This is a genomic window from Deltaproteobacteria bacterium, from assembly GCA_016874775.1.
Taxonomy (GTDB): Bacteria; Desulfobacterota; Binatia; order Bin18; family Bin18; genus VGTJ01.
This window is the reverse complement of record VGTJ01000006.1, coordinates 12,989-27,517: the sequence shown is the minus strand read 5'-3', so window position 1 is coordinate 27,517 and position 14,529 is coordinate 12,989. Positions and strand designations below refer to the sequence as shown.

At 53.6% G+C, this 14,529-nt stretch carries 12 protein-coding genes; 1 reads left to right on the top strand and 11 read right to left on the bottom strand.

Features of this window, described 5'->3' with window-relative positions:
- Nucleotides 1-6: 6 nt before the first annotated feature.
- Together FJ147_01605 and FJ147_01600 are read right to left on the bottom strand one after the other, a co-directional pair.
- On the bottom strand, nucleotides 7-336 hold the full coding sequence (locus tag FJ147_01605; GenBank protein ID MBM4254574.1) for a Rieske (2Fe-2S) protein: 330 nt from the start codon (nucleotides 334-336) through the stop codon (nucleotides 7-9).
- Between the two features lie 114 nt (nucleotides 337-450).
- Nucleotides 451-2,940 carry an NAD(P)/FAD-dependent oxidoreductase gene (locus tag FJ147_01600; GenBank protein MBM4254573.1) on the bottom strand — a complete coding sequence of 830 codons (2,490 nt, stop codon included), beginning with the start codon at nucleotides 2,938-2,940 and terminating at the stop codon, nucleotides 451-453.
- A 435-nt stretch (nucleotides 2,941-3,375) separates the two neighbouring features.
- Between FJ147_01600 and FJ147_01595 the strand changes: the two genes are divergently transcribed.
- Nucleotides 3,376-3,729, top strand: a complete 354-nt coding sequence (locus FJ147_01595) for a hypothetical protein (protein MBM4254572.1) — start codon at nucleotides 3,376-3,378, stop codon at nucleotides 3,727-3,729.
- Between the two features lie 133 nt (nucleotides 3,730-3,862).
- Here the strand turns inward: FJ147_01595 and bfr are convergent, their stop codons facing one another.
- The 9 genes from bfr to FJ147_01550 all read right to left on the bottom strand — a co-directional run bounded on the left by bfr (nucleotide 3,863) and on the right by FJ147_01550 (nucleotide 14,516).
- Complete coding sequence (bfr, locus tag FJ147_01590) at nucleotides 3,863-4,336, bottom strand: bacterioferritin (protein MBM4254571.1); 474 nt, start codon at nucleotides 4,334-4,336, stop codon at nucleotides 3,863-3,865.
- A gap of 94 nt (nucleotides 4,337-4,430) precedes the next feature.
- Nucleotides 4,431-5,912 carry a hypothetical protein gene (locus FJ147_01585; protein ID MBM4254570.1) on the bottom strand — a complete coding sequence of 494 codons (1,482 nt, stop codon included), beginning with the start codon at nucleotides 5,910-5,912 and terminating at the stop codon, nucleotides 4,431-4,433.
- Nucleotides 5,833-6,723, bottom strand: a complete 891-nt coding sequence (locus FJ147_01580; GenBank protein MBM4254569.1) for an ABC transporter ATP-binding protein — start codon at nucleotides 6,721-6,723, stop codon at nucleotides 5,833-5,835. Before FJ147_01580 ends, FJ147_01585 begins: the two co-directional genes overlap by 80 nt.
- 35 nt (nucleotides 6,724-6,758) lie before the next feature.
- Nucleotides 6,759-7,604 carry an ABC transporter ATP-binding protein gene (locus FJ147_01575; protein MBM4254568.1) on the bottom strand — a complete coding sequence of 282 codons (846 nt, stop codon included), beginning with the start codon at nucleotides 7,602-7,604 and terminating at the stop codon, nucleotides 6,759-6,761.
- 5 nt (nucleotides 7,605-7,609) lie between these two features.
- The gene (gene ntrB / locus FJ147_01570) at nucleotides 7,610-8,380 is read right to left on the bottom strand and encodes a nitrate ABC transporter permease (GenBank protein MBM4254567.1); all 771 of its coding nucleotides are present in this window, start codon (nucleotides 8,378-8,380) and stop codon (nucleotides 7,610-7,612) included.
- Nucleotides 8,381-8,600: 220 nt separating this feature from the next.
- Nucleotides 8,601-9,878, bottom strand: coding sequence for an ABC transporter substrate-binding protein (locus FJ147_01565; GenBank protein ID MBM4254566.1), 1,278 nt, complete (start codon nucleotides 9,876-9,878; stop codon nucleotides 8,601-8,603).
- A gap of 246 nt (nucleotides 9,879-10,124) precedes the next feature.
- Nucleotides 10,125-11,549: a sigma-54-dependent Fis family transcriptional regulator gene (locus tag FJ147_01560; protein MBM4254565.1), complete on the bottom strand. Its 1,425-nt coding sequence runs from the start codon at nucleotides 11,547-11,549 to the stop codon at nucleotides 10,125-10,127.
- Nucleotides 11,550-11,658: 109 nt separating this feature from the next.
- Nucleotides 11,659-12,849, bottom strand: a complete 1,191-nt coding sequence (locus tag FJ147_01555) for a GAF domain-containing protein (protein MBM4254564.1) — start codon at nucleotides 12,847-12,849, stop codon at nucleotides 11,659-11,661.
- 212 nt (nucleotides 12,850-13,061) lie between these two features.
- On the bottom strand, nucleotides 13,062-14,516 hold the full coding sequence (locus FJ147_01550; GenBank protein ID MBM4254563.1) for an ammonium transporter: 1,455 nt from the start codon (nucleotides 14,514-14,516) through the stop codon (nucleotides 13,062-13,064).
- Nucleotides 14,517-14,529: the final 13 nt, after the last annotated feature.

The following is a 14,529-nucleotide window of genomic DNA, read 5'->3' as shown; positions in this document are numbered from 1 at the left end:
AAAGAGTTACTCAATTTCTATGAAGAGTTGCCCGTCGAGTTCATACACGGGGTAGGTTCGCAGAGTGACGTTCTCGGCGGCGCAATGTCCAGTGGCGAGATCAAACTTCCAGGCATGAAACGGGCAGATGACGGTGCCAGCGCCCACGATTCCATCCGCCAACGGGCCTTGGCGATGTGGACAGTGGCTTTGCGTCGCGTACAGTTTACCATCACGCGGACGAAACACCGTAACCGCAATACTCCCGACTTTGTAAGCGCGGCCTTCACCCAGAGGAATGAAGTCAATCGAACCGAGGTTCACTACCTGTTTTGACGATAGTTGCTGTGAGGCCATGATGAGACCTCCACTGATTAGTAAGGATTGTAGACTCATCATCTCTCTCATTTTTTCTACACCGATTCACCGTTTCAGTTTTTGTCATCCCCCTTTACCCTTTTCTCCCACTCTTCAGCGAGTTGCTGGTGCAACCACCACCGGCTCAGCAAACTGGCTTGCGTGCACTGGCTCAACCGCTTCTAGCCACGGATCTTTATAGGCAGCGACAGCGGCGTTGATTTCTGCATCAAGCCGTGCGCAGATGCCTTCTTTGTCTTCGATCAGAATGTCGCGTAACCGCTCGATACCGAGACGTTCAACGAACCCATAGGTGCGTTCGAGGTACTTGGCGTTCTCGCGGTAATACTGCATGAAGCGACCCATGTACTTCAGCACTTCATCATGCGTATTGACCGTGCAGAGCAGGTCCCCTTTACGTACTGAACTACCGGCTGCGCCGCCGATATAGATTTCCCATTGGCCACCTTCGATCGCCACGGCACCAAGATCTTTGACGTAGGCTTCTGAACAATTGCGTGGACAGCCAGTAGTTGCGAGCTTCATCTTGTGGGGTGATTCGAGTCCTTGAAAGCGACGTTCGATTTTTTGTGCGAGCGCAATTGAGTCACCAAGTCCATAGCGACAGAAATCAGTCCCCACGCAGCTCTTGCAGGTGCGAAACGCTTTGGTGTAGGCATGGCCGCTCGGCATGCCGAGATCTTTCCACACCGAAGGAAGATCTTCCTTCTTGATTCCTAGAAGGTCGATACGTTGACCACCAGTGAGTTTGACCAGCGGTACGTTGTACTTCACCGCGACTTCGGCAATACGCTGCAGCTCTGCGGCTGAGGTCACACCGCCATAGATGCGCGGCACCACACTGAACGTGGCATCGCGTTGAATGTTGGCATGCACGCGGTCATTGATGAAGCGCGCATCGCGTTCGTCTTCGTAGTCGTGCGGCCACAACGATTTCAGTAGCGACGCGAGTCCCGGCTTGCTACCGGGATCTTCTTTGCCGCTCGCGAGTTCACGGAAGACTGCGCTAACGCTCTTGAGTCCCTTGGCTTTGATGGCGGCAATTAATTCCGGCTTGGTAAACGGCACGCCAGGAACATAATAGTGCTCAGTCGGATCTTCCTGCACTTCACCGGCATACACTTCCAGCAATTGCATAATCAGCGGCTTACAACTGCCACAGCCAGTGCCAGCTTTGGTGTGGGCGCCGACTTTGGACATCGACTTGCATTTGCCGATCATGATTGCTTCTTTGATCTTACCCTTAGCGACGCCATTGCAGTTACAGATCTGCGCTTGGTCAGGCAGGTCGAATACGGACAGGATAGGAGCGCCAGTCGAGGTGCCGAATAGCAAGTCCGCGCGTCGTTCTGGCACAGCCGTTTCAAGGGTAAACATCTGCGCCAATACACCAGCGGTGTCAGTTTCGCCGAGAAGAATCGCGCTGATGAGTTTCTTATCGCGCACGACCATGCGTTTGTAGACGCCACGTGAGGGTTCGCGATAGACAACGACATCGTCTTCAGGCTCGATAGCTCTTGGGTCACCCATTGATGCCAGCTCAACGCCCATCACTTTCAGTTTAGTCGAGAGCTTCGATCCCAGGTATGTCGCTTGCGGATTCACGTCAGTGAGGACATCCGCAATGGTTTTGGCTTGCTGCCAGATCGGATCGACAAGTCCATAGATCATACCACGATGCTGGACACATTCACCGACCGCGAAAATCTCAGGATCATTGGTACGCAGTTGGTCATCGCAGACAATGCCGCGTTCGACCGTCAGCCCTGAATCTTTGGCAGTTTCCGTGATCGGGCGGATACCGGTACTGACCACGATCATATCGGTATCAAGTATCGTACCGTCGTTGAACTGAATGCCGGTAACCCGTTCTTCGCCGAGAATTTGTGAAGAGAGTTTGGCCAGCAAGACTTGAATCCCCATCTGCTCGATTGTCTTCTTCAATAACTCACCCGACTCGGGGTCGAGTTGCGCGGCCATGAGCTGGGGAAGCGCTTCAATGACCGTGACGTCGACCCCGTGGGTGAGCAGGCCTCTGGCTGCTTCAAGGCCCAACAAACCACCTCCAACCACCACCGCTTTGCGACAGTGTTTCGCATAGTGCGCAATCTGTTCGCAGTCATCGAGCGTGCGGAAAAGAAAAGTCCCAGGCTTGCCCATGCCTTGCAGGGGAGGAACAAACGGACGCGAGCCAGTTGCGATAATGACCTTATCATAAGGTTCCTCGGTGAATCTCCCATGGGGATCACAGCCATCAATGCCGTAGGGAGTTGCGTGACGAAATAACGCGTTGCCGATAACAACGCGTCGGACGCGATCGATCAGCCTCGCTTTCACGCCAGTATGTAACGTGATGTGATTCTCTGCGTACCAGTCTAGCGGATTGAGAATGGTTTCTTCGATTTTTTGTGAGCCGTTCAGGACGTTAGAGAGCAGGATACGATTATAGTTGCCATACGGTTCCGCGCCGAACATCGTGATCGTGAAGCGTTGGGCATCGCGTTGCAGGATTTCTTCGACAACTCGGGCACCAGCCATACCGTTGCCAATCACAACTAGTCGCTCGCGGTGGGCAATGGACATACTCCCTATGGCTCCTTTTCTTTGCCTGATAGGAGGGCGGGAGATGACGGAGGGAACGCCATCTCCCGAATTACGGGAGGAGAAATGAGGGAATTTCCTCCCTTTGGGCATCAGCGCATCGTACGCTCTGTCTTCTATTCAGCAGGAACCATGCCACGATGCTGAGTCTACAGCGGCAGCGGAAAGTCGAGAGATTTTTTTGTTCGAGGTTAAGACCGTGTGGTGAGCTGTTGCGTAGCAAGCAGCAGAGGATGAAATTTCAGGCAGGAGGGACGGAGGACTGACTCTGATGGTTTCTCTCTCCTATGATAAAGAACTCTGAATGTCATGAGATTTGTTACCGAGTTGTTCCCTTGTTGGCTGATCCTCTCTCTCGCTATCGGATGTGCCGGGTGCATAATTCCTTGATGTGGGTGAGATTCACTGAGGTGTCGCATGAAAAGTTTGATTGCAGGTCTGCCTCCTGATATTGCAAGACGCATTCATCCGCAATGGAAGACGAAGGAGGCTGAGTATTGGGCGCAGCGGGACCAATTACTTTCCCGATATGCAGATCAATGGATTGGGTTCGCTAACGGTCGTGTCATTGTCTCTGGCAAGAGCGCGGTCGAGGTGTTTCATACGGCACAAGCGTCGGGACAACATCCATTCATCACTTGTGTAGGACATGAGAACGAACCGAGCCGTATGCGTCGCGTGACGTTTTCGTACGACACTACGTATCCTCATGAACCCTTACCTGTACTTACCGTAGAGTTTCGTCAACACGGTGGATTACAGATGTGCTGAACCGCTTGGAAGTACTGTTCCGTGGTCCTACTCGTGAAGTCGTTATCAATCCATAAAGGCGAGTGCTGATGAGCGTTCTCCTTTATGGTTATCACTCATTGTACCTATCGCCATTATCCTGTTTTGGTACCGTCTACGCAGGCTGAATCTGCTGTGCGCAGTAATTTTCGTAGCCCACCTGTTGCAGCAAAAAGGTTTGCGACTCAAGCCAATGGATGTGCTCTTCTGCGCCGACAAGAATATGCTCGATCAGTTCGCGCGTGCCAGTATCGGCTTGTTCCAGGCAGAACGATACTGCTTTGCGAAGTTCTGGCAGTCCTTCTTTTTCTAAGGCAAGATCATTTTCTAACATCTCTTTCACGTTTTTGCCGATGTTCACTTTCACGGAATCGCTCACGGTAGGAGAGCCTTCGAGGAACAGAATCCGATCGATGAGCTGTTCAGCATGTTTCATCTCTTCGAGTGATTCATCGTAGATCGTCTTATACATCCGCATATAGCCCCACTTATTACACAGCGACGCATGCATAAAGTACTGGTTAATCGCGGCGAGTTCTCCCCGCAATAGATCGTTGAGCGTTTTAATGACTTCTGGTGATCCCTTCATTACTCATCCCCTTTCGCTGGTTGATTGGCAAGTTGCCACCGACGCCTGCCATCGTAGCCCGAGGGAATCGAGTGTCAATCTATCCTAGAGGCGCCTAGAGTTTGAACAACATTTCGACGTAGCCAAAATCAGCGTGATCGTCGGCGAAAATGGAGTGGACAGCGCCACCACCGAAGAGATGGCTGTAGTAGAGATTGAGGTTGATGTATTTGTTGACATCATAACTGAGCGAGGTTTCGACCACTTGAAAGAGATTGCGCTGCCTGAAGACTGGTCGACCAGGAAAGCCAAAGCCGACGTTACGGTTAGAGAGTGTCGCTCCTGCGCCTTGATACCAGAGGTCGCGTGCTTCAACCACGCGAATGTTGTGAAAATCAGTACGCGAAACCAGGCCAGGAATCGGGCGCAGAATCAGTTGCACGAAGCCATCCTCACTGTTCATGAGGTTATAGAAGGTTGAGAACGAGTAGATGCGCGCGGTGGGAAGCAGTTGAAAGAACGTGCCGTGATCGCCGTCGCGTGGATTATCATCACCAGAGGAGCGCCCGTAGCCAATGCGCAGCCACGGTTTCCACGGCAGCATACTGGGTTGCCAGCCGAGTTCGAGGTTCCAGGTCCAAGCCTTGTGGTCGAGCCTGCCCCAGTCTCCTTGCTGAATCGCCCCCCAAGCCAAGGTGTCGATTGGTCCAGCGCTGGTGGGAAACACGGAAATGATATGCCCACCTTGCGTATGGACATCGATATGGCGCGTATCTGCCTGACGCGCAGGCAGTGGGCGGTTGTCGGATTTTAGTAACCCGCGATCGTCTTTGAAATAAATGTAGAAGAGCCGAGCGTCTGTATTGGTAGCAAACGAAGGACGGGTGAGATTAATCGAGGTATACATCAAATCAATCTCGTTCATGTGCTTCATTCCCTGAAGATCAAACCCGCCCTGCGTTGGATGTGCGGCCATCGCAGTGAGATTGAGCGGACCATATGTGAGGCTCGCGACTCCACCATCGAATGAACGGCCAACATGTGACCAGCCAAATGGCCCGATCAGTCGTTGCGAGAGCCGCACATTCTTGAGCCAATCAAGAGTTGGCTCTTTAGTGAGCACTTCGTTGCCTTCAGAAAACTCGAAGCGTCCACCTTTGAGGGTGAGTCCTTCAAGTCCAGCAACCTTCTTGAAGAGGACAAAGCCTTGTTTGAGAAAAATACCAGTATCATGTTGGCGGCGGTTATGGGCAAAATAAACCGCCCCAAGACCGAGATTGCCCTGCGGCGCTGGTGCGATGGCTTTATCTGGCAGCCCAAGCAGCGAGGAGTTTTGTGCTTCGACCATCACATCGAACCAATCGTCTTTCCACTGTAGCGCGCCTCGTCCAAGGAACGACGCGAAGACGTAGTCATTATCAAACGACCCTTTCGGCTCGAACCAATTCCACAACTCCGTGCGAATACGGAGACTACCACTCACAGAAAGTTTGGGTGAAATTTGTGTCAGGGGGACTTCAGCGTGACTGAAGAACGGCGGGGGGATCGTGACGAACAGCATGGCTGCTAAGGGAAGAAGACGCCAGGGACACTTCACCTTTCGTATCCTTTCTGTTCATACTTGAAGTTGGCGAGACACCAGTTTCGAGAAATGTCAGGAGCTGATCGCGCGCCGGATAATAGGCCGGGTCTTCGAGAATGCGCTCACGTTTGCGTGGGCGTGGCAGTGGTACGTCGAGAATACCGCCGATACGTGCCGCCGGGCCGTTGGTCATCATGACGATGCGATCGGCCAGCAGCAGTGCTTCATCGACATCGTGTGTCACCATCATGACCGTCTTGCGCGTGCGTTCCCACAGGTCAATAAGCTGGTCCTGCAGTTCCATGCGGGTAAACGCGTCAAGCAAACTAAACGGTTCGTCAAGCAACAACACGCGTGGTTCCACCGCAAAGGCGCGGGCAATACCGACACGTTGACGCATACCGGCTGAGAGTTCATCTGGCATGCGATCACCTTGTCCTTCGAGACCAACTTGCGTGAGATAACGATCTGCGAGCTGTTCGCGTTCTTTCTTTGTGGCGTGAACATCTTGTTGGTCGATGGCTAACAACAAGTTCTCTCGCACGGTCATCCACGGGAGTAGTGCCGCAGTTTGAAAGACGACACCACGGTCGCGTCCAGGGCCGGTTACCTCTTTGCCAGCGACGATCACGTTGCCGGAGGTTGGTTCGTTGAGGCCCATCACGATGGAGAGGACTGTCGACTTTCCACAGCCGGAGTGACCAATCACGCAGATGAATTCGCCTTCTTTGGCTTTGAGAGTGAAATCCTCAACAATCACTGCTGGGCCGGTAGGGGTGTCGTAGACTTTGCGGAGCTGCCAAATGTCGATCATTAATGTGCTCATAGGACCTGGGGATTGGGAGTTAGAGAGACTGGGAGTTAGGGGTTCGCAACTAGGGGTTGGGGGTTAGGGGGTAGGGATTGGACTTTTTCGTGGGCGACCAGGGTTTCTACGTCGTGTTTTTTTATCCCCTCCAAGGATCGAATGATTTCCCGCCGCGCGTGTTGATATTCAGGTTTGAGACTGAGTCCGCTGCGTACTCGTGGGCGGGGAAGCGTAACGGGAATGGCACGGCCCAAAGTGGCACGTGGTCCGCGAGTGAGCGAATACACACAATCTGCGAGCAAGATTGCCTCATCAATGTCATTGGTGACCATGATGACTGTAGTCTTTGCCTCGCTCCAGATGCGCGCCAGTTCATCCTGCATGGTCGCACGGGTAAGTGCATCGAGCGCGCTGAGAGGTTCATCGAGTAACAGCACACGTGGTTCCATCGCCAGTGCGCGAGCAAGCGCAACCCGCTGGCGCATACCACCTGACAGTTCCCGCGGTCGTTTACCAGCTGCGGCAGATAACTTTACTAAATCGACAAAATACTGCGCCTGTTCTATGACCTCTTTGCGCCCCAGTTGCGGCGACGCGGCGGAAACTGCCAGCGCAACATTTTCAAGCGCGGTAAGCCAGGGTAACAACGAGTAATTCTGAAACACGATCGCGCGTTCTGGCCCTGGTTCCAGTGCTGGCTTGCCATCGAAGATCACTTCACCACGGTCTGGTATGGTTAGCCCTGCGAGTAACGAGATGAGCGTGGTTTTACCTGCGCCTGAGCAGCCGACAATCGCAGTGAACTGGCCTTCAGGGATGCTCAGGTCAATGTCAGCGAGGACCGGCTCGGTGCGACCAGTAAAGCTTTTTTCAATGTGTCTCAGTTCAAGAAGATTCATACACGTTATGCCCGTTGGAAACGCATTTCCGCCATCGCCATGAGTCGATCGAGTAGGTATCCAATTAAACCAATAGTGACGATGGCGAGAATGATGTGGGAATAGACGAGGCTGTTATACTCCTGCCAGAGGAAGCCGCCGACACCGACCGCGCCAGTCAGCATCTCTGCCGCAACAATCACCAGCCAGGCGATGCCCAGACTCAGGCGATAGCCGGTGAAGAGATAAGGGATAGTAGCTGGAATAATAATCTTGGTGAGCATTTGCCACCGTGACAGGCGCAAAACGCGACCGACGTTCAAGTAGTCCGGATTGATATTGCGGACACCGACGGCGGTGTTAATCACCGTTGGCCACATAGCGCAGACAGCGATGGTGAAAAGCGCTGCCGGTTCGGATTTTTGGAACAAGATTAAGCCTAACGGTAACCACGCGAGCGGCGAAATCGGGCGGAGAATCTGGATGAGTGGATCAAATGCTTGGGTAAAATTGCGCGACAGACTTAACAGGAATCCCAGTGGGGTGCCGATCAAGATCGCGAGAAAATAGCCTTGGGCAACGCGGATCAGGCTGTAATAGGCGAGTCGCCCGATCCCTTGGTTCATTTCGCCTTCTTTGAAGAACGGTTCCAGGATGTAGCGTTTCGACTCCTCCCAACTGCGCGCTGGTGAGGGGAGATCTGGTGCGACTGTCGCACTGAGCAGCGACCATAATACTACTACACTGAGGATGCCAATGAGGGGAAATCCTATGGCTTTGAGGTGTTGAATTCTCATGAACTGTGCTCCTTTTCGTCGTCAGCCTCGGCTTTTAGCGCAAGTTTTACTTGCATACCTGAACTCCAGCTTTCGACCCTCACCCTAGCCCTCTCCCTGCCAGGGAGAGGGGAAATCCGAGACTGCGAACAGGGACGAGGATAATGACCAGAGTAAAGCCAACTGAAAACCGCTGTCGTATGAGCTCTTCAGCCTATAGCCTTCGGCCTTCAGCCTTTCTTCACGCCTCCATGACGTTGTTCACCGTGAACGCCTTAGCGTATTCGTCTGGTTTCGCAGGATCGAACGCCACTCCGTCGAGCAGTTTCTCGGCTTTGGTGTCTTCTGTCGGGGCTACGACTCCCATCTCTTTGGCGATTTCGCGATAGATGTCCGGGCGGTGTACTTTATCAACCGTCCCTTTGTAATCTGATGATCCTTTGACCATCCCCCAGCGCCGGAACTGGCTCAGCCACCACACTCCGTGTGATTTCCAGGGAAAATTCACGCCACGTTCGAAAAACCGCATGTAGTCTTTATCCTCGTATTCGCCGCTGCCATCGCCGTGGTCATACTTACCCAGCAGGCGGCCAAGGATGATTTCTTTCGGACAGTTGATGTAGGCAGGACGAGAAACGATTTCTGCTACTTCAGGGCGATTCTCTAATTTGTCGATGAACTCACTGGCCTGATGGAGCCCCTTCAATACCGCTTTCACCGTCTTGGGGTTCTTTTCGGCAAACTCAGCGGTGAACGCACACACTTTCTCCGGGTGATTGGGCCAGATGGCCTGGGTGGTGATGGCGGTGAAGCCAATGCCATCGGCGATCGCGCGCGCATTCCAGGGCTCGCCAACACAGAAGCCATCCATCTTGCCGACTTTCATGTTAGCGACCATCTGCGGTGGTGGGATGGTGATGAGTGACACATCTTTATCGGGGTTGATGCCGCCGGAACCCAACCAGTAGCGAATCCACATCGCATGCGTCCCTGGCGGAAAGGTCATGGCAAACGTGCGCGGCTCTTTGCCAGCAGCTTTCTCTTCGTCGATCATTTTCTTAAGATCACTCGGAGTGCGAACGCCTTTCTCCTTTAAGTCCTTACTTAAAGAGATACCTTGGCCATTGTAGTTGATGACCCAGGGAATGATCATCGGTTTGACTGGCGCGCCGAAGAGTCCCATAGTCGAGGCGTAGGGCATACCATACAACATGTGAGTCGCGTGGTTTTCACCAAGTTGGAGTTTGTCGCGAATCACCGCCCACGACGCTTCTTTGGAGACGGTGACATCGAGGCCATGTTGCTTGAAGAACCCTTTTTCGTAAGCCATCACGATCGAAGAACAATCAGTGAGAGCGATAATGCCTATACGAATCTGCGGTGTCTCAGGAGCATCGGAGGCAAAGACGCGACCTGCCCAGGTTGCAGGGAGGCCAGTCATCAATGTGGTCAGGCCGGATACTTGTAAGAACTGACGACGAGAAAACGGGCGCGGGGATGTTGGCTGATCTTTCCTCATGCGCAACAACAACCTCCTTCTTATGACATTTGTATGTGTGGGATGAAGCGCAGTGGACATCCACAGGTCAGCAAGACCTGTGCCGAAGACGCATGCGGACCGGAAACATAGGTAACTGCTGGGCTGATGTAGAAAAACTAAATTTTCTCAAGCAGCAGTAGCTCAGGGGAAAAGAGAGGGCTGGCTAAGGCGAAGGCAGTAGGTACAGCAAAGTGTTGCTGGAGCAGCAGGCGATGGAACGACGCCTCAGGTAGAGACGCCCCGGCGAGGCACCTCGCCGGAATCAGCATCGAACAGTTGATACCGTTTCATGCGATCACGAAGCACATTGCGGCTGACACCGAGGAGACGCGCGGCTTGCACTTGATTTTGGCGGGTGCGTTCGAGGGCTTTTGCAATCAGCAACCGTTCGGTGGCAGCAAATACGTTGCCTGCTTCTTGCTCAAAGAGGGTATCAATTGTTAGCGCAGAAGGGTCAGTGAGTTCTCCTGCATTTCGTGGTGTGCGCACTGTATCGCTGGTGAGCATGAGATCCTCCACATCAATGACACTGCCACGGACGTTGAGCACGGCTTGGGCGATGACATTTTCCAGCTCACGCACATTCCCAGGCCACGGGTAGGCGAGGAGCTGTTGGCGGGCGGCTTTGGAGAATCCCGACGGTCCTTGTGGATCGGTTTGTTGATGTTTCTTGAGAAAATACTCGGCAAGCAGGGGAATATCTTCTCCGCGTTCGCGCAGCGGCGGCAGGGCGATGCGTACGACGTTTAAGCGGTAATAGAGATCCTCACGGAAACGACCGACCTGGATGAGGTGTTCAGGCTCTTGGTTGGTGGCAGCGATGATCCGCACGTCGACGTGACGTGATTCACGCGCCCCTAAGCGATACAACTCGCGTTCCTGTAAGACGCGGAGCAATTTCGATTGCAGGAGGATCGGCATATCGCCAATCTCGTCGAGAAACAGCGTGCCTCCTTGTGCGAGCTCGAACTTGCCGGGCCGTGCTTCGACTGCGCCAGAGAACGCGCCACGCTCATAGCCGAATAGCTCGCTTTCCAACAAGGTGTCGGGAATGGCGGCGCAATTAATCGCCAGAAATGGATTCTGGAAGCGACTCGAATACGTGTGCAGTGCGCGCGCGATCAGTTCCTTGCCGGTGCCGCTTTCTCCGGTAATGAGGACGGTCACATCACGGGCCGCGCTTTTGCCGATGATCTTATAGACTTCCTGCATGGCGCGACTCTGGCCTAACATAGGGACAGTGCCAGCCATCGGCATTTCTAAGGTGGTCGCCGCGGCGGCAAGCTCTGGTTGCCGCCGCTGTAAGATCGTGGTGATGAGTTGCTTCAGATTGTCTACATCAAGCGGTTTGATGAGGTAGTCTTCTGCATCGAGGGTCGTTGAACGGATTGCGGTCTCCGCTGAGGCAAACGCTGTCATCATAATCACAGGGAGTTCTGGGTGGAGAGCTTTGATCTCTTGCAGTATATCAAGCCCGTTTTCTCCGGGCATGCGCACGTCGAGCAAGACAAGCTGAAAGTCGTCGTCGTGTACGTATTGGATCGCTTCTTTGCCGGAGAACGCGGAGGTCACTGTATACTCATTCCCCAACACCCGACGGAAAGAGTAGTGGACATTACGTTCGTCGTCGACGATAAGAATTTTTGTCATAGACACATGCTCTCAGCGATCCGCGGTCAGCAGTCAGCGAGACAACGAGATCTGCATTTGCTCTTCGTTTTTCTTTTCTACTGCATGCTGAGAGCTGCCCGCTGACGGCTTACAAGGGGAGCCTTACCACCGCTGTGGTTCCAACATCTGGTTGTGAAAAGAGCCGTAACCGACCGTTATGTCCTTCGACGATTCGTTGCGAGATCGATAATCCGAGTCCGGTACCTCCAGCTTTGGTTGTGAAAAATGGCTCGAACAAATTCTCTCGTACCTCCGGTGGAATACCTCCGCCTTCATCAGCAATCGAAGCTAACAGACTTCCACCGCTCACGTGGAGGCGGACAGTGAGGGTGCCTCCTCGTGTCATTGCTTGGAGCGCATTCAGTAAGAGGTTGAGAAAGACCTGCTTAATCTGTGCGCCATCAACCCAGACTTGTGGCAAGCCTTTTTCCCACTCTTTATGAATAGTGACTCCACGTGTGCGTGCTTCTGGGCCGATGAGGAGTAGCGTCTCTTCCATGATTTCATCAAGGCGATCGCGTTGGAAATGTGGCGGTCGCGGACGCGCGAATTCAAGGAACTGTTCAATCAGCAACGACATACGTCGCAACTCCCCTTGCACGATGCGGAGATCGTTGCAGAGAGAGTTCTCGGGCGGCAGTTCTTGGGCCATCGCATACATGAGCATGCTGACGGTATTGAGCGGGTTACGTAGTTCGTGCGCGAGGCCAGCCGACAGCTTACCGAGGGCAGCGAGTTTTTCCGACTGGCGCAAGCGTTCGCGGGCCTCCATTTCATCGGCATGAAGACGCGCGTTTTCGATCGCGATCGCTGATTGGCTCGCGAGAAGGGTGAGTAAACGAATGTCGCTTTCATCAAAATGACGAAGCTCCGGTGTATAAATATTCAGTGCTCCGATGATGTCATTTTTAGTGCGTAGCGGAACAGAGACAAGCGTGCAGAGCCCTTCTTGCCGAGCCAGTGCGGAGAGGCGAAAGCGGTCTTCTTTACGCACATCTGGGATGTACAGCGGACGACCACTTTTGATCACTTCACCAGTGAAGCTCGCTGCTACGTCACGATCTGGAAGGGCAAGATAGGCTTCGCTCGCACCGTACGTTGCTGCCGGACGGAGCACACTATTGTCTTTATCGATGAGGAGCAGTGAGGCGATACGAGCATCCATTAACCGACAGGCGTGCGCAACAACGCGTTGCAAGACTTCATCAAGTTGTAAGGTCGAGCAGATTTCGGTGCTGATGGAGAACAGAGTTTCGAGTCGATCGTGCAATGCGTTCATAACAGCACCTTGAGGTGTCAACCGACTTCATTGTCGTACGTTTTTGGAGTGACTGATCCAGGTCAGGATGAGGAGGAAGCCTGGATCGAGATGGAGGCCGTTGGAACCTATTTGTCGTGTGACTCGACGTTTGGGTCATGGTGAGCGCTGCGAAGAACCTTTCTCAGACCCTTCGCTACGCTCAGGATGGCAGTTTGCTCCCGCGAGATGGCTTACGCAGGTTTTGTTGATTCCGACAGCACGCCAATCGAACTGATCGAGGTGCTCTGGTGGGCACCGATCTCTGAAAGGACTGAGCCCCCGCCAGTGCCAAAGGCGTAGGCGCTCTCGCTATGCTGCGACAGGTCGAGTCCACCGAACTCTTCTTCGTCTGACACCCGTAGTGAACCGAAGACGAGCTTCAGAATCGAGAGAATAATGAAGGTCATGACTGGCGCAAAGATGGCCACGAACACAATCCCTTTCAATTGCACCATGACCTGCTGCATGTTGCTTTCAATCCCTGACCCTAAGGTGGTGGCGAAGATGCCGGAGGCCAATGCGCCCCATGCACCACCGAGGGCATGAACGCCGAACACATCGAGTGAGTCATCGTACCCAAACGCGGGCTTGAGGAATGTGCAAGCGGCATACGAGATAATCGCGACTCCGATGCCAATATAGATTGCTCCCATCGGGCTGACGTTTCCGCAGGCAGGGGTAATGGCCACCAGACCGGCGACAGCAGCCGTGGCGCCACCCAGGGCGGTAGGATTGCCGCGATGAAGCCACTCGATCAATGCCCAGACGACGACAGCAGCTGAAGCGGCAGTGCCGGTGTTGAGAAACGCGAGGGTCGCAAGTGGGCTGGCGCTCAGTGCACTACCAGCATTGAAACCGAACCATCCTGTCCACAGCAGGCCAGCTCCAATGAGGCACAATGGCAGGCTGTGAGGTGGCATCGGATCTTTGCCAAACCCCCGACGTTTGCCAAGCATGATGGCTGCCACGAGGGCAGAGAACCCACTCGACATATGCACGACGAGCCCACCGGCGAAGTCAATTGCGCTCGATTTGAAGATCCATCCTTCAGCTGACCATACCATATGCGCAATCGGGCAATAGACGACAAGCAACCAGATAGTGATAAACACTGTCCACGCCCCAAACTTCATCCGTTCGGCAATCGCACCGAGAATGAGGGCCGGGGTAATGATCGCAAACATCGCCTGGAACATGATGAAGACATACTCAGGAATGTTCCGCGGCGGACTCGCAAAGTTTGCCGATACCGACTCAAGCGTAACGCCACTTAAGCCAAGCTTCGAGAGGTCTCCGATCCACGCATTACCAGTACCGAACGCTAAACTATAGCCAACAAGAATCCACAGGACACCGATAACGCCAGCAGAAATGAAGCACTGCATGAGAACATTGAGGATATTTTTGGCGCGAACCAACCCTCCATAAAACAAGGCGAGACCTGGGAGGGTCATCATGAGGACTAGTGCCGACGCAGTGAGAACCCAGGCTGTGTCGCCAGTATCGATCGCTGGTGGTGCGGCTGCCGCCGCCGCCGCGGCTTCTTCTTCTGCCCATGCTGCTGTGCTGTAGACGAGCGTTGATAACACGGCTCCTGCTCGAACTATGCTGGGGCCAACCCTCAAGAACCGAGATCCTGTGAACATGCTGTTCCTCCTT